General features: G+C 43.4%; 14 protein-coding genes and 1 tRNA gene. 8 read left to right on the forward strand and 7 right to left on the reverse strand.

Annotated elements, in window-relative coordinates:
* Positions 1-95: 95 nt before the first annotated feature.
* Together AC5JM2_RS17215 and AC5JM2_RS17220 are read left to right on the forward strand one after the other, a co-directional pair.
* A complete protein-coding gene (locus AC5JM2_RS17215; protein ID WP_495836074.1) occupies positions 96-4,676 on the forward strand; it encodes a hybrid sensor histidine kinase/response regulator in 4,581 nt (1,526 codons plus the stop codon).
* A gap of 179 nt (positions 4,677-4,855) precedes the next feature.
* Complete coding sequence (locus AC5JM2_RS17220; protein WP_495836236.1) at positions 4,856-6,928, forward strand: prolyl oligopeptidase family serine peptidase; 2,073 nt, start codon at positions 4,856-4,858, stop codon at positions 6,926-6,928.
* Positions 6,929-7,024: 96 nt separating this feature from the next.
* Here AC5JM2_RS17220 and AC5JM2_RS17225 read toward each other — a convergent pair whose 3' ends face one another.
* The 4 genes from AC5JM2_RS17225 to AC5JM2_RS17240 all read right to left on the reverse strand — a co-directional run bounded on the left by AC5JM2_RS17225 (position 7,025) and on the right by AC5JM2_RS17240 (position 11,843).
* Positions 7,025-7,753 carry a PaeR7I family type II restriction endonuclease gene (locus AC5JM2_RS17225; protein WP_495836075.1) on the reverse strand — a complete coding sequence of 243 codons (729 nt, stop codon included), beginning with the start codon at positions 7,751-7,753 and terminating at the stop codon, positions 7,025-7,027.
* A complete protein-coding gene (locus AC5JM2_RS17230; protein ID WP_495836076.1) occupies positions 7,750-8,790 on the reverse strand; it encodes a DNA-methyltransferase in 1,041 nt (346 codons plus the stop codon). Before AC5JM2_RS17230 ends, AC5JM2_RS17225 begins: the two co-directional genes overlap by 4 nt.
* Positions 8,791-8,975: 185 nt before the next feature.
* A complete protein-coding gene (ccsB, locus tag AC5JM2_RS17235; RefSeq protein WP_495836077.1) occupies positions 8,976-10,022 on the reverse strand; it encodes a c-type cytochrome biogenesis protein CcsB in 1,047 nt (348 codons plus the stop codon).
* Positions 10,023-10,142: 120 nt separating this feature from the next.
* Positions 10,143-11,843 (reverse strand): DUF3352 domain-containing protein, encoded by a 1,701-nt coding sequence (locus tag AC5JM2_RS17240; protein WP_495836078.1) that lies wholly within the window; start codon positions 11,841-11,843, stop codon positions 10,143-10,145.
* A gap of 1,185 nt (positions 11,844-13,028) precedes the next feature.
* On the opposite strand from AC5JM2_RS17240, the gene AC5JM2_RS17245 reads away from it, so the two are divergent.
* From AC5JM2_RS17245 to argC, 4 genes are all read left to right on the forward strand, one after another.
* The gene (locus tag AC5JM2_RS17245) at positions 13,029-15,386 is read left to right on the forward strand and encodes a family 2 encapsulin nanocompartment cargo protein terpene cyclase (protein ID WP_495836079.1); all 2,358 of its coding nucleotides are present in this window, start codon (positions 13,029-13,031) and stop codon (positions 15,384-15,386) included.
* 73 nt (positions 15,387-15,459) lie between these two features.
* Positions 15,460-16,869: a family 2B encapsulin nanocompartment shell protein gene (locus AC5JM2_RS17250; protein ID WP_495836080.1), complete on the forward strand. Its 1,410-nt coding sequence runs from the start codon at positions 15,460-15,462 to the stop codon at positions 16,867-16,869.
* Positions 16,870-17,423: 554 nt separating this feature from the next.
* On the forward strand, positions 17,424-18,833 hold the full coding sequence (locus AC5JM2_RS17255) for a family 2B encapsulin nanocompartment shell protein (RefSeq protein ID WP_495836081.1): 1,410 nt from the start codon (positions 17,424-17,426) through the stop codon (positions 18,831-18,833).
* Positions 18,834-19,062: 229 nt separating this feature from the next.
* A complete protein-coding gene (gene argC, locus AC5JM2_RS17260; protein WP_495836237.1) occupies positions 19,063-20,028 on the forward strand; it encodes an N-acetyl-gamma-glutamyl-phosphate reductase in 966 nt (321 codons plus the stop codon).
* Between the two features lie 293 nt (positions 20,029-20,321).
* On the opposite strand, the gene AC5JM2_RS17265 is transcribed toward argC, so the two are convergent.
* From AC5JM2_RS17265 to AC5JM2_RS17275, 3 genes are all read right to left on the reverse strand, one after another.
* Positions 20,322-21,338, reverse strand: a complete 1,017-nt coding sequence (locus tag AC5JM2_RS17265; RefSeq protein ID WP_495836082.1) for a Vgb family protein — start codon at positions 21,336-21,338, stop codon at positions 20,322-20,324.
* A 216-nt stretch (positions 21,339-21,554) separates the two neighbouring features.
* Complete coding sequence (locus AC5JM2_RS17270) at positions 21,555-22,184, reverse strand: chorismate lyase (RefSeq protein ID WP_495836083.1); 630 nt, start codon at positions 22,182-22,184, stop codon at positions 21,555-21,557.
* Between the two features lie 148 nt (positions 22,185-22,332).
* Positions 22,333-22,413 (reverse strand) — tRNA-Leu (locus tag AC5JM2_RS17275).
* Between the two features lie 42 nt (positions 22,414-22,455).
* On the opposite strand from AC5JM2_RS17275, the gene AC5JM2_RS17280 reads away from it, so the two are divergent.
* Positions 22,456-22,686 (forward strand): hypothetical protein, encoded by a 231-nt coding sequence (locus AC5JM2_RS17280; protein ID WP_495836084.1) that lies wholly within the window; start codon positions 22,456-22,458, stop codon positions 22,684-22,686.
* A gap of 230 nt (positions 22,687-22,916) precedes the next feature.
* Positions 22,917-24,269: an acetyl-CoA carboxylase biotin carboxylase subunit gene (gene accC / locus AC5JM2_RS17285; RefSeq protein WP_495836085.1), complete on the forward strand. Its 1,353-nt coding sequence runs from the start codon at positions 22,917-22,919 to the stop codon at positions 24,267-24,269.
* Positions 24,270-24,301: the final 32 nt, after the last annotated feature.

Here is a 24,301-nt window from a genome sequence, read left to right on the forward strand (position 1 = left end):
TAGTCTATAGTTCAAAGTATAAGTATTGACTTTTGAATATAGACTATTGACTTTTGACATTTGACTATTTACCAATGACTTAATGATTAAAAACTATGCTGCCAGAACAACAACAGCGCATTTTGGGTTACTTCATTGAGGAAGCAAAAGACCATCTAGATACGATAGAAAAGGGGTTGCTGAATCTACAGAGTACCCTTGATAACCCAGAAATGATTAACGAAGTTTTTCGGGCGGCTCACTCCATAAAAGGAGGAGCAGCAATGCTTGGTCTGAGTAGCATTCAACACACAGCTCACCGTTTAGAAGACTATTTTAAGATTCTCAAACAGCATCCCATTCAAGTTGACCAAAAATTAGAATCTTTGTTTCTTGGTGTATCTGATACTTTAAAAGCGCTGTTAGAAAGTTGCACCGAACCTTCTGGTCTTACTGATGAAATGGCACAGACCTTAATGTCAGAAACTGAACCTGTCTTCAAATGGTTGCAAGAACATTTGGAATTACTAGTAGAGGAAAGTCGCAATCAACTAACAGAAAATACAAGTATCTTAGCAAAAGTTTCTCCTACAACTTCGCCACAGACTCTATCACAAAGAAGTGAAAATTGGCAAAATTCACAAACTGTGCAAAGTCAAGTTATCCGGATATTACGGGAAATGTTGCAACTGTTTAAACAAACTGCAACACCGCAAACGCGACAAAGCCTTGTGAAGTGTTGTGACAAGTTAGTTGAACTTGGTGAAGAATTTAATTGGGCTAACTGGTGTGGTTTGTGTCGAACAGCAGGAAATGCGATCGCATTTTCACAAAACACCTATCTCACTCTCGCTAAAACCGTTATTACAGATCTTAAACAAGCTTTAGAATTAGTTATTGCAGGTAAAGAAACTGAAATAACAATTAGTCAGCAACTGCAAGCACTCGTTAAGGTAGAAGAAACAATTGAATTGTTAGAAATACCTCTTTTTCTGGCAGATGAATTTGATAGCCCAACAGAACGATTAGAATTACCACCAGTTACATCTTCCAGCACTTTATATTTGGGATATGGTAAAGAAAATTCACAAAAAATCAGTAATGCTACTTCTACAAAAGTTTTGGACATAGAGCCAGAAGACAAAATTACTAGTTTATCTGAACTGTTTGATCAATTTAATAGCAATGATAACGCTCATTTCACTCATACAACAGATACGAATAATCAAGAAGTTAGAATATCTAACTTAAATCGATTGGCCGATTTTTTTGAAGGTAACAGTTCCGAAGAGGGAATGTGGGACAAAGAAGAAATTTTAGAGATGAACGCTGAGGATAAAGTAAAAAGAGATGTTAGCAATGACAACGCCGAAGATACTGATAACCCTCTGGAAAAATTTCTTGATAAAAATACAATAGAAACAGAAGAATATACTCTTTTGTTTTCTGATGATTTATTAGAAGACGATTTAGAATCAACCCATCAGACAACGAGTCACTCTATCAAGTTAAGTCTTGATAAAAAGCTTGCACCAACAGCAGAAATCGTACAAAGCCCATTAGAAGAGTTTATTGCTGATGACGAAAAAACACAAGATAAAGTGACTAGTTTATTAGAACTGTTAATAGATGAAAATCAACCATTATCCACAGATAAAATAAATCAAAAAGAAACAGAGAATATTGCCAATGTCGAACTTTCCCAAATCCAAGAAACTAAAGATTCTAATTTTTTATTAGAATCGCCGAGAGTAAAAAAAATAGACGAAAGAGATGATAGTCACACCATAAAATTATTAAATAATAAGATACCACATCAAGACAAAATCTTAACCTTACAAGAGTTATTTTTTAATACAGAAGAAGACAATACCATAGGCTTGTCTGTCAACAATTCAACTTCTAGTGATATCTTGAGCACACAGCTTGAAACAGAAGATTTGAACAGCTTTTTGGAACTGGAATTAAAAGAACCAAAGGACGATTTTTCTCCTGGATATCAACCAGATGTAGCAAGTGAGTTAGAAGAAATTTTGTTGGCTACCGCTGCGGAAGACTTTTTGTATGATGTAGTAACTCAGTCCAGAGACTCTACTTTAGATAGTTTAATTTTTGAAGACTCGGAACTAAATTTCCAAATGGAAGATCAACAATTCCATTTGTTATTTTCATCAGAGACGGACGATGATTGGTTTCAAGATTTAACATCAAAGATAAAAAAATCATCTTCTGTTGACACGACTATAGATACCCAAAGTACATCTAACTACAGGGTAGTATCTCAGACTGAAAAGAGTGTGTTCTCCCAACAGCCAGAAGCTGTAGAATTAACTCCAGAATTTACGATACTGGCTTTAGAAGCTGAAAAGAAGCAAGACTTAGTCAACAATTTCTTGTTGACACAACAGCTTCAAGATGTGAATCGGAAAAACTCTGAGTATTCACAGGAACAGGCAGAGATTATAAACACAGAAGCAGATTTGGATGGCGATAATTCTTTACAGTTAGATTCAGCACTTGATGTCAAGGAAAATTTGTTCGCAACAGAAGCAGTTGATTCAGAAGATGAATTAACTCAAGAAATTGATACCTTCTTGAATGGCGACTTGACTGAGTTAGATGAATTACTAAGCCAGAAAGTAGTATCAGAGGTCAATGCTGAACTCAGACCAGAAGAAAGAACCCCCCAAGGAAAATTATTCGGTGTAGCAGCAAACCAGGTAACATCAGATAGAGACAAGAAAGATTTACCTCCTCGTCCCTTTGTCTATCGCACGACAAAATTTGAACAACTAATAAAAGTTCCTGTTAAGCATCTGGATGATCTGAGTAATTTAGTAGGAGAATTAGTAGTTAATCGCAACACGTTGGAAGAAGACCAACAACGTCTGCGACAGTTTTTAGATAACTTGCTGCATCAGATGCAGCAGTTGAGTAATGTCGGCGCGAGAATGCAGGAATTGTACGAACGATCGCTCTTAGATGCATCTGTTAACCCGAACCGCAGTCATCACAGCTATGATTACAATAAAGATATAGACAGAGGTTTGACTAAATTGGAAATGGATCAGTTTAGTCCTTTTCATACCCTGTCCCAAGAAATGATTGAACTCATTGTGCGGGTGCGTGAGGCAGCCAGTGATATTGATTTTGTAACAGAAGATAGCGAGAGAGTCGCGCGACAGTTCCGACAGGTGACTAACCAGCTTCAAGAAGGGATAATGCAATCGCGAATGGAACCATTTGCAGAAGTAACCATTCCTTTAGAACGAGGAGTGCGCGAAAGCGCTATCAAGTGTGGTAAACAAGCGCAACTGGTTATTGAAGGTCGAGAAACCTTGATAGACAAAGTGATTCTGGAACATCTTAAAACCCCGCTGACTCATTTGCTGAACAATGCGATCGCCCACGGTATTGAAACACCAGACATACGACAAGCGATTGGTAAGCCACCTGTGGGAGTCATTACTGTCCGCGCATTCCATCAAGGTAATCAAACTGTCATTTCGATCAGTGATGATGGCGCAGGTATTGACATAGAAGCGGTGAAGGCAAAAGCAATTAAGATTGGCATAATAACGCCAGAACAAGCTCAAAGCTTGTCTGACCATCATGTTTACGATTTACTGTTCCAACCAGGTTTTAGTACCAAAGAAAAAGAAGATGAATTAGCAGGTCGTGGTATCGGTTTGGATGTTGTTCTGGCTAGAATGAGCGAAATGCGAGGGAAAATTAATATTCATTCCACTCTCGGCGGGGGAACAACTTTCACTATTTGTCTACCCCTGACTCTGAGTATTTGCAAAGCCCTTTGCTGTATATCTGATAAAGCGGGCATTGCTTTCCCAATGGATGCTGTGGAAGATACCTTAGATGTTCCTGTAAAAAATATCCAACAAAATTCTGATGAGCAGAAATACATTCCTTGGCGTAACACACTCCTGCCATTGCAACAACTCAAAGAAATTTTAACTGTTAATCGTCAACTGAGTCGAGGTAGTATTTATGGTGGCCATCGGGACGACGACATGATTAGTGTTGTTGTCGTGCGATCGGCAAATGTCTTTCTTGCGCTACAGGTAGATCAAGTGCTTAACGAGCAAGAAATCGTGATTAAGCAATTTGAAGGACTATTCCCCAAACCTATTGGTGTTGCTGGTGCGACTATCCTGGGTGATGGTCGTATTATGCCGATTGCGGATGTTATGGAAATCATTGACATCTTCCAAGGACGAACCTCCAAACACCGTAGTACCAGTCTTTGCCAACAGCAGCAGACTCCTACTGTACAAGAAACCACTACAGAGAAGATGAACCCCATAGTGCTGATTGTGGATGACTCAATTACAGTACGGGAATTGCTGTCACTCACATTTAGTAAAGCAGGTTATCGTGTAGAACAGGCGCGTGATGGTCAAGAAGCCTGGGATAAACTGCGTTGTGATCTACCTTGTGATATTGTATTTTGTGACATTGAAATGCCTCGCTGCGACGGCTTAGAGTTGCTCTCTCGCATCCGGAAAAACCCTAACCTCAAGCATTTGCCGATTGCTATGCTTACCTCACGGGGTGCACAAAAGCACAGACAAATGGCAATTCAAATGGGTGCAAGCGGTTATTTCACCAAACCATATCTTGAAGAAGTCTTACTAGAAGGCGCATCCCGGATGCTCAAAGGCGAAAAACTTGTTGACTGATGAAAACTCTACAGCGATTTTTGTTCATCTTACTCACAACTATTATTATATGTAGGTGGTTGTTAGCTCCTGATATTGCAATTGCCAAAACTTATACTCACTGGCATTCACCAATGCAAAATGGCATAACTAAGGAGCAACCCCTACACTATGTAAAAGTACCCTCTTCACCCCAAAATATGTCTGAAAAAAAACACTTGAGCTATCCAGTTAGCCCCAAAAACAATCAAGTTGATGACTACCACGGTACTTCAGTAGCAGACCCTTATCGTCCTTTAGAAAATCCTGACTCAGTAGAAACAAAGGCTTGGGTAGAAGCACAAAATAAAGTAACTTTTAGCTATCTTCAGGAAATTCCTGCAAGAGAAAAAATTAAGCAGCGTCTCACCAAATTATGGGATTATGAAAAATATAGTCTTCCTTTCAAAGAGGGTAAGCGTTACTTTTACTTTAAAAATAACGGACTGCAAAACCAGTCTGTTTTATACACCTTAACTTCCCTTGACGGTGAACCAAAAGTTTTACTTGACCCCAATACACTTTCAGAAGATGGTACTGTTGCTCTTTCAGGAACAACTATCAGTGAAGATGGTAATTTTTTAGCATACGGTCTCTCCACTGCTGGTTCTGACTGGCAAGAATGGAAAGTTAGGGATATTGAAACAGGTATTGACCTCAAAGACCAGTTGAAGTGGATTAAATTCTCTGGCGCATCTTGGACAAATGATAGTAAAGGATTTTTCTACAGTCGCTATGATGAGCCAAAGGAAAAAACAAAATTAGAAGATGTCAACTATTACCAAAAGCTTTACTACCATAAACTGGGAACACCTCAATCAGAAGACTTACTAATTTACAATCGTCTAGACCAGAAAGAATGGGGATTTAACGGTGATGTCACAGAAGATGGACGCTACCTAATTATTTCTGTATGGCAAGGAACTGACCCCAGAAATTTAGTTTTCTACAAAGATTTGACTAATCCAAAAGCGAAAGTTGTAGAACTCATTCAGGAATTTGAGTCTAGTTTCGGTTTTATCGACAATGACGATCACATCTTCTATTTCCGCACTGATTTCAACGCACCAAGAGGACGAGTCATTGCTATTGATACCAATAATTCGTCGCGAGAAAACTGGAAAGAAATTATCCCTCAAGCGACAGAAACTTTAGAAAGCGTTAGTATACTTAATAACCAATTTGTTGCTGATTATCTTCAAGATGCTCATACCCAAATTAAAATTTTTGACCTAAAAGGCAAATTGATACGTGAGGTTAAATTACCAGGACTCGGTTCAGCCGGTGGCTTTCATGGCAAGCGACATGATACCGAAACTTTCTATAGTTTCACCAGCTTTACCACACCAGGAACCGTCTATCGCTACGACATGGTAAGCGGAAAGAGCACAGTTTTCCGTCAACCCAAGGTGGCTTTTAATCCTGAAGATTACGAGACAAAGCAAGTTTTTTATAAAAGCAATGATGGTACAAAAGTGCCAATGTTTCTTACCTATAAAAAAGGGATTAAATTAGATGGCAATAATCCTACATATCTCTACGGTTATGGTGGTTTCAATATCTCTCTAAGCCCCAACTTTTCTGTCAGTAATTTAGTATGGATGGAAATGGGTGGTGTTTACGCTGTGGCTAACTTACGCGGTGGCGGTGAGTATGGGGAAGAATGGCATCAGGCAGGTATGAAGTCGAAAAAGCAAAATGTGTTTGATGACTTTATCGCCGCTGCTGAGTGGCTGATTGCCAATAATTATACAAAGCCTGCTAAGTTAGCTATTGGCGGTGGAAGTAACGGCGGATTACTTGTTGGTGCTTGCATAACTCAACGTCCCGATTTATTCGGTGCTGCTTTACCTGCTGTGGGTGTTATGGATATGTTGCGCTTCCATAAATTTACTATTGGTTGGGCATGGACTTCTGAATATGGCTCGCCAGACAATCAAGAAGATTTCAAAACACTTTATGCTTATTCGCCACTGCACAAACTTAAATCAGGTACAGCATACCCAGCAACAATGATTACCACAGCCGATCATGACGATCGCGTTGTTCCCGCCCATAGTTTCAAATTTGCTGCTGCTTTGCAAGCTGCTCATAATGGTGATGCGCCAGCACTGATTAGAATTGAGACAAAAGCGGGACATGGTGCTGGTAAGCCTACAGCAAAGATCATTGAGGAAATTGCAGATAAGTGGGCCTTTTTGGTGCGTACGTTAAATGTTGCACTCAACAATTAGCATCTGGTAAGGTGGGCAATGCCCACCTATGTCTATGACTATGAAAGATTTAGCACCGAATATTTTTAGTTTACTTTAGTTGCCATAACATTAACCTTAGACCGCGTGCTGGATAAGTTGTTTTAAAAAGTTAGCAACTGACAAGTCAGGGCATGGCTCAGTATAGTTTGGTCTTTGTGTTACCTGGTTTCGGTCTGCCATTATGAAGCAAGCAGCATTGTAATGTCGTTCCCGCATCATCTTCTGACAAAAGAGTTCATAACGCTTGGCGTAGCTTGCTCCCCTGAATTCTGGTAACACAGAAAAATGCGGTTCAGCGACCTGTACAGATGCGTGTGAAGCAGCACAATCCTCGAGTACAAAGAAATACCCAAGCCAAGGCGGCGGGGGTGCATCGCCAAATACGCCTTCCCGGTAAGCCGTCCAAATGTCCAAGGCAGCACCCATTGCCTCTTCTGTCCGGTTGTTAAAATTGTTGCCAAAACTCCCAACTTGGCTCTTTAACTCAATAACGACCTTGAGATGCTGATTCTCTGCGTCTACTACTAAAAAGTCATAAGTTTTCGTAGGGCGAAAAAAGCCTGGTATTACCGTCAAGCTTTTCTTAACGTGGATATGGTGTTTTGGAACTTCGGCTTCCAGTAACAAATTGGTGATGGTCAAAATAAATCCGTCCATCTGCTTACCACCCGTCACAGCACTACGGTTACCCCGGTCAATCTTGCCAGCTACTTCCTGTGCTTGTGCTTGTGCTACCCGTGTATTCCAAAAACCACATACTGCATCCCAGAAGATATCTTGGGGTATGCGACAGTTGCTTGTCATACTGCTCCCAACACTTGATCACGTACGAGTCGCAAGCCATAGATTTTATCCATTCGTTCTAGTGCCAGATGGTAATAGGTTGGCTCAACTTCCACACCAATGCTGTTACGTCCCCAGTTTGCCGCCGCTACGGAAGTTGTTCCTGTGCCCATAAATGGATCAAGTACTGTATCTCCTACAAACGAAAACATCCTTATTAATCGCTCGGATAATTCCAAAGGAAACGGGGCAGGGTGTTGCCGCGTTGAAGCACCTTTTATATCGTGCCAAATTTGCTGAAACCACTGCCTGTGTAGTGTTTCAGGAATGACAGACAATGCTCTGGCAGTAAGAGAAGGGCTGCGGTACCCACCAGGTTTACGTTGCATAAGAATAAACTCAATATCGTTTTTAATCACACCACCTGGTTCATATGGTTTGCCCAGAAAGCTACTACCATTTCCTGTTGCCTCTAGAGAGGCATTAGCGATTTTATACCAAATAATCGGCGCTAGGTTATCAAATCCCAGACTGCGGCAATGTTCTTGAATACTGGCGTGTAACGGAAATACTACGTGTCTGCCATAGCGCCTACGGGCAAGACAGACATCCCCCACTACGATCACCAAACGTCCACCTGGGACTAAAACGCGCCACATATTATGCCATACCCGATCAAGTTCTTGTAAAAACTGCTCGTAGTCCTCAATTTCTGCAAGCTGATTTGGATTTTTAATATACTCCTTCAAATTCCAATATGGTGGCGAAGTTACTATCAGATGCACACTCTCATTAGCGATATCAACTAAGCTTCTACTATCCCCCAATAACAACTGATGTGATGACGGTAAGTCTTGAACCCGTTGCTGAATTTCTTCCATCAGGGTAGTATTTTTACTAATAGAAGGAATGGCTCGCTGCTCATCTGCCGCCAGCAATGTCGTAGCTTCTTCTGGTATGAGATTTTTATCCTGTAGCGCATCTGTTAATGGATCGGATTCTTCCTCAGAACTAAACCGCGTTAAAACATAAATTTTACTCAGACTGGCATACTTCATAGATTACGTACAATGATCGTATTTATCTTAGAGGATTTCTGAAATTGAAGTATTTACAATAAACGAGTATTTTCACTAGTCAATGTACATTTAAGAATTTTTCTCAAAAGTATTTCCTGGCAGATTTTAAATTTGCTAAACTACCCCCTCTTTGCAAGTGAAGAGGGGATAGAAAGTCAAGATAATTACAAAAACCAACCGTAAGAGTGTAAACCCTTACCCAACAAATTAACCCCTAGGTAGCAAATCCAAACAACAACAAAGCCACCCGCAGCTAAGATTGCAGGACGACGCCCTTGCCAACCACGGGTGATGCGAGCGTGAAGATAAGCAGCAAAAACTAACCAGGTAATCAGTGCCCAGGTTTCCTTAGGATCCCAACTCCAGTAAGAACCCCAAGCTTCGTTCGCCCAAACAGCACCAGCAATGATGCCAATAGTCAGTAGGGGAAATCCCAATCCAATAATACGATAGCTGATGTTGTCTAGAGTTTCCGCAAGGCTTAGACGCTGAGGTGAAAGGGGTTCTGCTTTTGCGATCGCTTGAGACTGAGTAACGGTGACTAAATCTAAAACAGCAGTTTTGCCGTTGTTATTGCTTTCTATACGCGCGACTCCGTTATTCTCAGCAGCAACTGTCGATGGTTGAGCATTTAACTCAGTGACTTTATGCAAGCGATAGCCGTTGCTACGATATCCACCAGTACCGACAGAACTTCCTTGTAATTGAATTTCTTTACCGCTGGTGACAATCAAGAAGGCGATCGCCACAAGTGAACCCACCATCAAAGCTGCGTAACTCAACATCATCACGCTGACGTGCATCATCAGCCAATTAGATTTCAGCGCAGGTACTAAAGGTTCTGCGACTTGCATTTGCGATGGTAGGGTGAGGGTGGCAAAAGCGGTGATACACATAGCCACAGGTGCAGTTACAACTCCTACTAAGCGGCTGCGACTTGTATTTTCCGCAATCAGATGGACAGCCGTTATTCCCCAAGCTAAGAAGAATAAAGATTCATACAAATTACTGAGAGGAAAATACCCAGCCTCCAGCCATCTTGCACCTAGTAAGGTTGCTATGCACAAATTAGCGATCGCCATTCCAGCCGTACCGACAACAGTTGCAGGCACATTTGGAAAAGCCGCCCCACCCCAATAAACTAGCATCGTCACAAATAGAATTGCAAATGAGGCATTGTCTAGCCAGTTCTGGAGTCCAACCAAATTCATAATTAACTTTATCTCCAGTCAATATGGTATGGATTTCGATTGTTATGATCCTATCTGTTTTAAGGCAGGTAGGAATTCTAAATCATAAATCATGAATAATCCTAAAAATTTCATGATTCATCATTGATTTGTGGGACTTGGTAAAGGATCTGGTTTTCCAGTTTTTTGAAGTGATAGAAAAATGTCGTAGCGAGTACTGCGGCTATCACTCACAGCACTTGTCACTCCGATTGAGCGTGTTGCTTGTAACAAAGTTTGTTGTTCAGGCAAGAAAACTGGTAGAGGAAAATTTTTCGCCGTATGTTCTACATCCAAGAAAAACTGACTATTTGTAGGATTGGGTTCTCGTGGAACTGTGTCCTGGAATAAGCCACTACTGTCTAAGGTGTTATTTGGTCTAGGAACTATTTTATCAGTGACAGGTCCACCAACCGCCAAGAAAGCGACATCATCATCTAACCAACCATGAGTCGCGGTCAAAGTTCCAAAAGGTCCAAGCCAGTTGACAACAGGTTTACCATCAACTGTTGTGTATTTTATCTGGAACTGGTATTGATTTTTCATAACTTCATCAAGCTGCTTGAGGGCGGTTTCACCACGGCTGCGATCGCTTGCCTGTACCATGAAAACCAAAGCAGCACGAAAATCGTCTGCCATACCTTGTTTAGGAGTATTTGGAATCACTGAGACAGAAAACTCTCCTCTCATCCACGAGAGCAAATCTCGCTCTAAATCAAGACCTGTGAGGGATTTTACACCATTTCGCAGTTGTTCTGGCATAACTGGTGCAGAGGGATTTGCTTGGGAAGTTGAGGCATAATCACCCCAAAACTGCTGTAAGTTTCCGCCAGACAGCATCATTAAGGTTTCTGTGGGCAAGCGATCTTGCATGTTTCCTGCTTTATTTTCCACTGTTAGCACGCGCGGGCTAGTCGGATTTAGCCAAGAAACACTCTTTAAGCGAATTCCTTGTGACTCCAAAGTCATCGTCCCTGCTATACCTTGGTTATTTTGAAGTTGAGTCAAAACTTCAGCAGACAAAGGACGATTTGGAGATTTAGCGGCTATTCTAGCAGAGTAAGGCACATTCACATACAACTCAGCAAAGGGTTGGTAATTATAGATTTTTGGCAAATTCTCTGCAAAACCCGGACTTGTAGCTAGGGATTGTTGACCTTTGTATGCGTCAATTGCCCGTTCTGTGGTTTTGGAATTATCGCTAATCACAAGAAAACGTTTGTCTAATAGGGCTGCTGACAATTTTTCTCCAACTTGCCCTTCAGTTTCTTTAATAACAATATTCTCGTAAGTGCGGTCAATCCACTTACCACCTTTGGCGGCTTTAGGTTGTGCTAGAATGCTGCTCGCTTTTTCGGGATTTTTGACTGGCAGAATCATTACCATCGACTGCTCATTGCTCGTTATTTCTCCATCAGTCGCAATCGGCTTTGACACTGGTTTACTGGCGCTTGGGGCGAGAACTGCCATTGTGACTTGATCGCCAACCCAAGGACTGATATCTTTTTGGAAGTCGTAACCATTACTAGTTAAAAAGCGATCGCGCAACTGTACTAAATTTTTATCCAGTAAGCTTTGACTTTCTTTTGTGCCAAACTCTCGTAATTTCTGCCATTGTCCTGGATCTGTGCTTAGAGAAACTGCAAATAGGGCATCTTGGGGAATGATATTCGCACCTGGTAGTAAATCTTTAGATGATGAGTTTCCCTGACTTAACAGCCAGTACCCTCCACTCCCTCCACAGATTAATAATCCCGCAAACGAGAGCGTTAGTACCAAAGACGGTTTCTTTTTTTTCTTCATTGATATGCAGTTTGATTTCATCAAATAAATTCTTGGGTTTATACTGCAAGTGTCGCAAAAATCTATTGACACCATCATGCGACAAACCCCTGACATAATCTCCGGCAAAAGTACACATCCAGCATCCGCATGATTCTGCCAGTAGGAATAGAGGTAAGTGTTCAAGTCACACGAATCGGTTAACAGAAGAACTCAGGAGTCAGGAGCCAGAAGTCCGAATGAACATAGTATCTGGCGTTGTCTACAATTGGTTGGGGTTTAAATCCCCCATCCAATTGATTCTGACTCCTAAGTTCTGAATTCTGACTCCTTTTTTTAATGGTTTGGTACAGGACTTACGCAACAATGACGTAGTTGCACCCGTTGCGACGTCTGGCGCGCAATCTCACAGTCAAGTTCATTAGTAACTCATGCGTAAGTCCTATAGTAGTAGCTCTCATAGTGTTCCTACAGCTTCCTACCCCAGAGAAGCCAACATACGTGTTATCCGTCTTCCAACGCTTCTAGTGATTAGCGATACGCCCAGGCGCGTCTGCGCTCTGCGCAATCGCCTACCACTTTCATTTTTACTATGCATTTTTTGTATACTTTGTCAATTCTTAAGTTTTAAGTGTAACCAATTCTGTAAAGTTTTATAACTATCTTAGTTGTCTTAACTGTCTTAACTGTCTTAACTGTCTGCTTAACTCAGATCTTGCACCAGAAAAAAAATGATATATTTTGTAACTCAGTATTAAAATCAGTATGTCTGATTTAAGAAGAATTAGTCAGGGAAAGAAGGTATTTTTATAGTCAATACTTTAAATTTGCCTGTGTTTTTACGTAACTTACAAGATATTTAGTTAACTGTCTTAATATCTTCAATTTTGATTGAACTATCTGCTTAACTGTTTTACTCTACCTATTGCTTTTTTTGTTTCACTATGAGATTGTTTTACTCGAATGCATCTTACTCAGAGATAAACTCTGGTGAATTTAGAGGCAAACCCTAGTAAGCACTGATTTGCAAGGGTCGAATATCAAAAATAACGAGACTCAAAAGTCCAATAGGACAATGATCGTAGCGATGCTTTTTCAGGCAGACGCCCAAATTGTGGTGTTCTTAAAACAACCTGTCTAAAAGCGAATCGCACTGAAATTTATTCGTCCAATTTGTCATTTTTCACTGATAGGTTTAAATGGACAATGACTTCAAGCAAGCAACCTTTTGAGTTGCCGAGTTTTTATGTGCCTTGGCCGGCACGACTGAACCCAAACCTGGAAGCGGCACGGGTACATTCTAAAGCCTGGGCTTATGAAATGGGGATTTTGGGTGGGGCAGAGGAATCAGAAGATTATGGGATTTGGGATGAGCGCAAGTTTGATGCCCATGACTACGCGTTGTTGTGTTCCTATACTCATCCAGATGCCGATGAACCCATGCTCAATCTGGTAACTGACTGGTATGTTTGGGTATTTTTCTTTGACGATCACTTCCTTGAACTTTACAAGCGTAGCCAAGATATGGCTGGGGCTAAGAAGTACCTCAATGGACTGCCAGCGTTTATGCCTGTGCAGCCCCAAGAAACACAGCCAGAACCTACCAATGCCGTAGAACGGGGTTTAGTAGATCTCTGGGCTCGCACCATCCCCAATGCCTCCCAAGACTGGGTAATCCGATTTTCTGAAAGTACGATCAATCTTCTCAAAGAATCTCAGTGGGAACTGGCTAATATCAGCCAAAATCGAGTCGCTAACCCCATTGAGTACATTGAGATGCGCCGTAAGGTGGGGGGAGCGCCTTGGTCAGCTAACCTAGTGGAACACGCGGTTGGGGCAGAAATTCCCGGTGCGATCGCGCCCACTCGACCAATGCGTGTCCTCAAAGATACCTTTTCTGACGGGGTACATCTACGAAATGACATCTTCTCTTACCAAAGAGAAGTGGAAGAAGAAGGAGAAAATGCTAACTGTATCCTGGTTTTAGAACGATTCCTCGATGTGAGTACCCAGGAAGCGGCCAATCAAACTAACGACTTACTAACATCTCGGGTGCAACAGTTCGAGAACACCTTTGTCACTGAGCTTCCTTCTTTGTTCGAGGAATATAGTCTCAGTCCCGATGAGCGTCTGAAAGTCGTCCTATATGCCAAAGGACTTCAGGACTGGCAGTCGGGGGGTCATGAGTGGCACATGAGATCGAGCCGCTACATGAACCAAACATCAGACAAATCTTCGTCACTCAGCTGGCTTTTAGGCGGCCCCACTGGATTAGGCACATCGGCGGCTCGTCTGGGAGCTTTATACGATAGTTTGGGACTAAAACGGTTCAAAAGCTTCACCCATGTCCCCTATCAGCCTGTAGGACCAGTAACCCTGCCACAGTTTTATATGCCCTTCTCCACCAGCTTGAATCCCCATCTAGAGGAGGCTCGGCGACATTCTAAAGAATGGGCGCGTCAAATGGGGATGCTGGACGTACTGCCTGGGATGCCAGGTGTTTACATCTGGGATGACCACAAATTCGATGTGGCCGACGTAGCTTTATGCGGTGCGTATATTCATCCCAATGGATCTGGTCCTGAGTTGAATATCACAGCTTGTTGGCTCGTTTGGGGAACCTATGCCGATGACTACTTTCCGGCATTGTATGGCTATAGCCGAAATATGCCAGGGGCAAAAATTTTCAACGCTCGGCTATCGGCGTTTATGCCCCTTGATGGAGATCCCATTCCCGAAGCAACCAACCCAGTCGAACGGGGTTTAGCTGATATTTGGGCACGGACGGCTGGACCGATGACAGCTAATGCTCGTCGCCAGTTTCGTCAGGCGATCGAGGATATGACGGAAAGTTGGTTATGGGAACTGGCTAACCAAATCCAAAATCGCATTCCAGACCCAATAGACTATGTGGAAATGCGCCGTAAGACTTTTGGTTCTGACCTAACCATGAGCCTATCTCGACTGTCCCAAGGGGATGAAATCCCAGCAGAAATCTTCCGCACCCGAACTATGCAGGGAATTGAGAATTCAGCCGCCGACTTCGCCTGTTTGACGAACGATGTTTTTTCTTACCAGAAAGAAATCGAATTTGAGGGCGAGATTAATAACGGTGTGCTGGCGGTTCAGAATTTCCTTAACTGCGATATCCCCCAGGCCGTTGCAATTGTTAACGACCTGATGACCTCTCGTGCCCTTCAGTTTGAACATATCGTTGCGACTGAACTCCCTATCTTGTGTGACGATTTCGACCTGGATACAAGTACGCGTGAGAAACTGTACGGATACGTCAAGAAACTGGAACAGTGGATGTGCGGCGTACTCAAGTGGCATAGGGCGGTAGACCGCTATAAGGAATTTGAATTGCGGAACAACTCGACAGAAAAGCGCTTACTCAGTGGTCCCACAGGGTTAGGCACTGCCGCGACCCAAATTAGACCAAGTGTCAGTCAGGAAAAAACTCAAACCAATGTTGAGCCAGTAGTGCAGAACTTACTAAGTGGTCCAACAGGGTTAGGGACTTCAGCGACCAAAATCGGATCGCTCTTAGGAAGGAAAGGTTAGCTCAACTCAATCTGAGTCGCTATTCCGGTCAATCAAATAACTTGTCAACAAACATTACTAATGGAGATTAATCATGACTGATGCAGCAAACACTCCCATACAAAATCAAATTGAGCAATTGCCAATGAGTTTGCAGACCCAAGCAGCGCGTAATTTGGCAACAACCACCAAAACCCAACCCCAGATGCAGGGAATTACCTCACGGTGGCTGTTAAAACTGCTGCCTTGGGTAGAAACAGTTGGTGGTACCTATCGGGTTAACCGTCGCTTAACCTATGTGGTTGGAGATGGACGAGTCAGCTTTACCAATACAGGAGCGCAGATACAGGTCATCCCTCAAGAACTCACTGAGTTACCTTTATTACGAGGATTTGAAGATACTGAGATCTTAAACACCTTGGCTGGTCAATTTGTACAACAAGAATTTGCTGCAGGAGATGTCATCATCCGAGCAGGCCAACAAGCCGATCAAGTATTGCTGATTGCTCATGGTAAAGTCAATAAAATTGGCGCAGGCAAGTATGATGAGCAAGTTGTTTTAGATGTGCTATCCGATGGCGACCATTTTGGCGACTACGCTTTAGTGGAATCCGAGGATACTTGGGATGTCACCCTCACTGCTCTTACCCGTTGCACCATCTTGTTTCTGCCTCAAGCAGCCTTTCAAAACCTGGTTAACCAGTCTGAGGCGTTACAAACTCAAGTGGATCAATTCAGGGCAAAATTGCGCCAACCCAAAAACGAAGAAGGGGAAGCTTCAATCGATATTTCCTCAGGCCACCTCGCGGAAGCAGTATTACCTGGGACTTTTGCAGATTATGAAATCAATCCACGGGAATATGAGTTAAGCGTTGCTCAAACCATTTTGCAAATCAGTACACGGGTTGCTGACCTCTACAACGAACCCATGAACCAAACTGAGGAGCAATTACGCCTCACCATCGAAGCTTTACGGGAACGCCAAGAACACGAAATGGTTAACAATCGTGACTTCGGACTGTTGCACAATGCTGATCTCAAACAACGCATCTTTACCCGCAGTGGCCCCCCAACTCCCGATGATCTTGATGAGTTGATCTCTATTGTTTGGAAAGAACCAAGCTTTTTCTTAGCCCATCCCCGCACTATTGCTGCTTTTGGTCGGGAATGCAACCGCCTTGGACTCTATCCTGATCCTATCCCTGCAGGCAACAGTGCAATTCCGTCTTGGCGTGGTATTCCCATCTATCCTTGCAATAAGATTCCCGTGACAAAAGAGCGTACTAGCTCCATCATGTTAATGCGTGTGGGAGCAGCCAACCAGGGAGTTATTGGTCTTCATAAAACTGGCATTCCTGATGAATATCAACCTAGTTTGTCTGTTCGCTTCATGAATATCAACGAAAAGGCTGTTATTTCTTACCTGGTTAGTGCCTACTACTCTACAGCCATTCTCGTTCCTGACGCACTAGGCATCCTTGAAGATGTAGAAATTGGTCTTTAAGTAGTCGGACACCCTCCTTAAAATAGGGGCGAACGGCTGTCAGACGTGTCAACTTAAGCCCAAACCCAAGTCAAGAACGTTACATCATGCCTTATTCTACTCGTCCACAATTGTCGCGCTTACCTCACCCCGGTTTTGTCTTGCGCCAAAACCGCCCCTCTCCTTACTAAGGCTATCCATTACCCGGATCTTTCTTAATATTTGCGAGAGCGCTCGCTCACGACTCACCAAACCCTGATACTCCGTAACATATTCTCAATAAAAAGGCTCTTTTCCTGAGAAGAATGAGTGGTCAATTGTCAAGCCTTGCCAAAAACTCAATCTTTATAAACTTTGTATAGCAAGGCTTTCAGGATTGTTAAGAAAGATCTGGACAATGCATAGCCTTACTAAGGAGAGGGGACGTTAAGCGTAGCTTTACGGGGGGTGAGGTCAAATCAACGACGTGGTATAAGGATTTGAACGTTAAGTTGACACCAATGAACGGCCGTTCGCCCCTATTCCCGATAGTCTCTCTTAGGAATGTAAATTTAGTGGCATGAAACGTTAATGTTATGACAGATGCTTCGATTAGGCCAGATTTAGACCAAGAAAACGGGCAACCCCAGATGAGCTTAAGCACGAAAGGGGCGCGGAATCTAGCCAAAACCACGAAAACTCCACCCCAGATGCAGGGGATTACCCCAAGGTGGTTGTTACAGATGTTGCCTTGGGTACAAATCAAGGGTGGGGCCTATCGGGTTAACCGTCGCTTGACTTATGACGTTGGCAGTGGACGGGTTAGCTTTACCAATACAGGAGCCGAAGTGCGAGTTATTCCCCAAGCACTTTGTGAACTACCATTACTGCGTGGGTTTGAGGATATTTCGTTACTCAACGCCTTGGCGGATCGCTTTGTACAACAAGAATTTGCCCCTGGTGAGGTAATTGTACAGGAAGGTCAACCAGCTGACCAGGTGTTATTAATTGCCCACGGTAAAGTTAATAAGCTTAAAGCAGGAAAGTATGAGGCGGAAGCTTTACGAGATATCTTAGCTGAGGGCGATTGTTTTGGTGGCGAAGCTATAGTTCTATCTCAAGATACTTGGGAAGTTAGCCTCAGAGCTATTACGCGCTGCATAGTTTTGTCTTTGCCAGTACAGGCGTTTCGGGAGCTGATGAACCAGTCGCAAGCGTTGCAGACTCAGGTTGATCGCTTTAGAGCTATGTTGAGCAAACCTCAGGATAAGCATAATCAAGCTGAGATCGTTCTGTCCGCCGGTCATAGTCCGGAAACTGAGTTACCCAGGACATTTGTTGATTACGACTTGCATCCACGAGAGTATGAGTTAAGCGTCGCTCAAACCATTTTACAGGTGAATACGCGAGTTGCTGACCTCTACAACGAACCGATGAACCAGACGGAGCAACAATTACGCCTGACTATCGAAGCGTTGCGGGAACGGCAAGAATACGAAATGTTGAATAATCTTGATTTCGGGTTGTTGCACAATGCGGATCTTAAGCAACGCATTTTTACCCGCACCGGCCCACCCACCCCAGATGATTTTGATGAATTGCTCTCTCGGCGGAGGAAGTCGAAATTCTTCCTAGCTCACCCTCGCGCGATCGCTGCTTTTGGTCGAGAGTGTAACCGTCGTGGAGTCTATTCCCCTAGTATCGAGGTTAATGGAAAGATTGTACCTGCTTGGCGCAACTATCCGATTTTTCCTTGTAACAAAATTCCTATCACCAAAGAGGGTACTAGCTCTATTTTGGTACTCCGTGTCGGAGAAGAAAACCAAGGGGTGATAGGTTTACACAAAACCGGTATCCCTGATGAATACCAACCCAGTTTGTCTGTGCGGTTTTTGGGTATCAACGAAAAGGCGATCATTTCCTACTTAGTGAGTGCTTACTACTCTGCTGCCATACTCATCCCCGACGCACTCGGCATCCTTGAAGGTGTCGAAATCGGGCGCTGAGGGAACGAGTCGGGCACTTAGACACCGAGGTAGATGACTCTGAGCCAGTCGGCGCATCATGACTGGCTCAGAGTTGTAAGCGCAACTCATTATTGTGACATGATAATTGCTTGTTGGTAATATTAACCAAAAGGTTTTCTTTGCTTTATTGATGAGTTGATCCACAACAGACTAAGTTAAGTATTGGTGGGACAAAATACCTGTCACGGATCAGGATGCTGAGCACATGATGACTAAACCTAAGATTTTCATTGATGGGGAATCGGGAACTACAGGCTTACAGATTTATTCGCGCCTCAACCAACGAGATGACATTGAGGTAGTTAACATTGAAGCTTCTCGACGCAGGGATTCAGCTGAGCGAGCGAAACTGATCAATGCTGTCGATGTTGCCATTCTTTGTCTACCTGATGATGCAGCCCGCGAAGCTGTTAGCTTTGTCAGCAGTTCTGTTAAAATCCTCGATGCTAGTACTGCTCATCGAACGGCTGAGGGTTGGGTTTATGGCTTTCCTGAACTGAGTTCGGGACAGAGAGAGAAAATTGCCAGCGCCGAGTTTGTTAGTGTTCCGGGCTGTTATCCCACAGGATTTTTAGCTTGTATCCGTCCATTGATTGCTAACGGACTGCTTCCCACTCACTTTCCGATTACCATTAATGCGGTATCAGGATACTCTGGTGGCGGAAAGAATCTGATCAAAGAATACCACGCTTTCCACGAGCAGCAAGCCGGAGCAACATCGCTCTATCCCTATGGCATTTACAGTACAGAGTTTGGGCACAAGCACGTTAAGGAAATGCATAAGTATTCAGGATTAGCATCGCCGCCGCTGTTTGTACCAGCAGTGGGGGATTTTGAGCAGGGGATGCTAGTACAGGTACCCTTACCACTGTGGACTTTGGAGAATCCACCATCAGGTGAAGTTATTTATCAGGCGATCGCTGACTACTACCAAGGCGAAAAATTTGTACAGATCGCTCCATTCCAAGACTCCACTCTTTTGCGAGACGGAAAATTCTTAGACGTGATGGCAATGAATAACACTAATATTGTTCAAATTTCCGTCTTCGCCAATGATACAACCCACGAGGCGCTGCTAGTTGCTCGCCTCGATAATTTAGGTAAAGGCGCATCCGGAGCAGCTGTACAAAACTTAAATATCATGCTGGGTTTTCCAGAGGATCTGGGACTTTGATGTTAAACAAAGCAGCATGACGTGAATTCGACGGAGTTAAAAAACAGCAGGAGGTAGTAGCTGCGCTAGTTGTTGCCACCACTGCTTCCATGATGACCAGAAATCGTCTACATTACAGAAAATCTGGGTTACGTCGAGCCCAGATACAAAGCGTGGACATTGCACCACACACCTTGTTTATTTTTGGTTTTATGACAGTCTCACGCTTTTTTATGCCTTTTTCAACCCGTTGAACTTACGTCTCATTATGACGTCAGTTTCTGAAAGTTTGTGAGCTACTGATTGCTGGGTTTTTATAATGTGGCTTTCTGCTTACGCCTAAGTATCTTGCCTGTTCCTAGCGCAGCACCAACCGCCAATACAGCTAACCCCATTTTAGGTTCAGGAATAACAGTGCTGTCTTCCGTAAAAGCTAAAAAGCCAGCCCCATTTAAGCCACCGCTACCTGTAGGGACAAAGGTATCAATAAAAGCTCCCGTCTTGCCGTCGTAACGCAACACGTTGTTACTATTTAAGCCACTGACGTAGAGGTTGTCGTCGGGACCGAAGATTGGCTTGACAGGACCGTTGAGTCCGCCACTGCCAGCAGGGACAAAAGTGTCGATAAAGGCTCCTGTCTTACCGTTAAAGCGTGAGATACTGTTAGTCTTAAAGTTGGCGACGTAGAGATTGCCGTCAGGTCCAAAGGTTAAGCCACTAGGTTCTGACCCTTTTTCGTCTGTTGCAAAAGTGTCAATAAAAGCCCCTGTTTCTCCGTTGTAGCGTAAAATACTATCAGTAAGACTACTACTGACGTAGAGGTTACCGTCGGAACCAAAGCTCAAACCAAATGGCGCACTAACTCCGCCGCTGCCTGAGGGAACAAAAGTATTAATAAAAGCTCCTGTTTGTCCGTTGTAGCGTAAAACACTATTATTTGTGCGGGTAGTAATACTGGTAACGTAGAGGTTACTGTCTGGTCCAAAAACCAAGTCCTCAGGTGTGTCTAATCCACCACTACCTGAAGGAACGAAGGTACTAATAAAATTTCCTGTGTTTCCGTCGTAACGTTGGACGCTACCGCTCAAAATACTACTAACATACAGATTTTTATCGGATCCAATAGTTAAACCTGTTGATCCCTGTAGTCCGCCACTACCTGAAGCAACAAAGTCATCAATGAATTCTCCCGTTTTTTCGTTGTAGCGCAGAACGGAGTTATTATAATAACTTCCCACTAAAAGTGCTGCATCAGATCTTGGCGCTACCCACCCTAACAGGGCAAGGCTGATTAGTGGAAGGCCAATCTGATAAAAATTGAAAAATCTCATAATTTTATTAGCCTGTACAACCATAATTACTTAGTACAGTTAATCACAAATTCATAGCATTTGTGACTACAAAAATTATTTGCAGCAATGACAAACTTATCCTTCTTTTTAGTTCGTCGAACTCACGTCAGCATAAGGAAGCCAGCACAGATAAGTGGAAAATCCTCATTGTGTAGCAAAAAACAAGAAGTTTTTGCTACACAACTAAATTTGGGACTAAACCTTACCATTAATAGAACTTAGCTGCGTAGGTCCTAAATATTTCGTCAAGTAAGGCGAGAAAACTTCGTAAATTAAGGTTAAAGGCTGTCCGTGATGCCAAAACAAGTAGTGGCGACCCCAAAAAGATCCGGGTTCATCAAAACCTGACTCCAAAGCATCTGAGTTACCGTAGTAAATCCCTTGCACATCCCGATACAATTCCGTACGCAGACGAGCTAAACTCGCCCAAATCGGTAATGAACGGTTTTGCAAATACTCATCTACATGAGATGCTTCCCACCATGAAGTAGCATATGCCAATCGTTGACCAGAGGCGGTACGCAGCCACACCTGTCGCCGTAGCCTTGGTCCTGGGACAGCTTTGATAAGTTCTGGTGCACCATCCAAGTCCATGCCAATTAATGACATATCGATGACGTCTACCTCTGTCGGTTCGCCCGTTAGCAATTGTAGGTGTCTCGTTGGAGACCCATCACCTAGAAGGAGTAATTGCCAAGCTGGTGCTAGCTGAGTGTGGGGCAAACTTTGTTGAATGACTTCCTCGCCACCTTGCCAAGTTGCACTGAGGCGATGCCATCCCATAGGTAATGTTAAGTTGTTTGTCGGTCTAAAAGTCGCAGTCAAGGTTCTTTACAAAACTTCACTTATTTCTATAAAAGCACAAGTGAAGCTTAATAGCGAATGAACCATGAGTCATGAGTGCTGAGTCATTCTTTGATTTACAAAAAGTTGACATTTCGGCACTCATAACTTGGCACTACATACTAAGATATGCGGATGGCGAGACTCGAACTCGCAAGGCAAAGCCACACGCCCCTCAAACGTGCGCGTATACCAATTCCGCCACATCCGCAAGGTTTCCCTAGGTTTAGAGTATAGCATAACAGAAATATTTATGATCAGTAATACCCAACTTATAGAAAATTTCAGTGCAAGAATTCACAACAGATGGATATACTCGACGGACAGAAATGTCATGGCTTTCCAAGTGATATTAAAGGTATCGCGATCGCAACTGCGGTCGGAAATTGGTTCTACCCTCGGGGTGTGCCTGCCTTCGCCTAACGGAAGAGCGCCAGTCGCCTGGCTGTCGGGAAACTTGTCACTCGTGCTGGTCTCACCATGAAGCGCACGGTACGCTCTTATTATGCCAAAGTCGGGAAAATGAACTCATACTCGGCAACATCGCTGCTGCTAGTCTAGTTAATACCCGTAGAGGCAAGCAGCGAGATCTTTCCTTATATTTGGAAAGAATTTTGGGAATCTCCAGTCAGAATTTGAAATGAGGGTCTGCGTAATTTCAATTTTGACGGCAGAACAATGTCAATCTACAGGACTGATATCAAAAGCTAAAAGATGAAGTTTGACAAAATATTAATTGCTAATCGGGGAGAAATAGCGCTTCGCATTCTCCGCGCCTGTGAAGAAATGGGGATTGCGACGGTTGCGGTACACTCCACCGTTGACCGTAATGCTCTGCACGTCCAACTTGCTGATGAAGCGGTTTGCATTGGCGAAGCTGCTAGCAGTAAAAGTTATTTGAATATTCCTAACATTATTGCAGCGGCATTGATCCGCAATGCCAGCGCTATTCACCCTGGTTATGGGTTTTTAGCTGAAAATGCTCGGTTTGCAGAAATCTGTGCAGACCATCATATTGCTTTTATTGGTCCATCTCCCGAAGCTATCCGGCTGATGGGGGATAAATCCACAGCCAAAGAAACCATGCAAAAAGCCGGAGTACCCACAGTACCAGGTAGCGATGGGTTGATAGAGTCGGAGCAAGAGGGTTTGGCGATCGCCAGAAAAATTGGCTACCCAGTGATGATTAAAGCTACAGCAGGCGGTGGCGGACGGGGTATGCGCCTGGTACATTCTGAAAGTGAATTTGTCAAATCCTACCAAGCAGCCCAAGGCGAAGCCGGAGCTGCATTTGGTAATTCCGGAGTTTATCTAGAAAAATTTATTGAGCGTCCCCGTCATATTGAATTTCAAATCTTGGCTGATAACTATGGAAATGTCATCCACTTAGGTGAACGGGATTGCTCAATTCAACGCCGTAACCAAAAGCTTTTAGAAGAAGCTCCCAGTCCAGCTCTCGATCCAGATTTGCGAGAGAAAATGGGACAAGCTGCAGTCAAAGCTGCCCAGTTTATCAACTACAGTGGGGCAGGTACGATTGAGTTTCTCTTGGATAAATCCGGTGACTTCTATTTTATGGAAATGAATACCCGGATTCAAGTTGAGCATCCAGTCACGGAGATGATTACTGGTATAGATTTAGTTGTTGAACAAATCCGTGTTGCTCAAGGGGAGAGACTTAAGTTAACACAAGACCAAGTTGTCTTACGGGGTCATGCGATCGAATGTCGTATTAATGCCGAAGATCCTGAGCATGACTTTCGTCCCTCTCCCGGACGTATCAGTGGTTATCTCCCCCCAGGAGGTCCAGGAGTTAGAATTGATTCCCATGTTTACACTGATTACCAAATTCCTCCTTACTACGACTCCCTCATTGGCAAGTTAATAGTTTGGGGAGCAGACCGTCCCACTGCGATTAACCGTATGAAACGAGCACTGCGAGAATGTGCCATCACGGGATTACCCACAACGATTGGGTTTCATCAAAAAATCATGGAAAACCCACAGTTTTTGCAGGGGCAAGTCTACACGAGTTTCATACAGGAAATGAAAACCTTAGTGCAGTAGTATTTGTGATCAAAGCTAAGGGTGTAGGGGGG

The organism is Brasilonema angustatum (assembly GCF_059505445.1).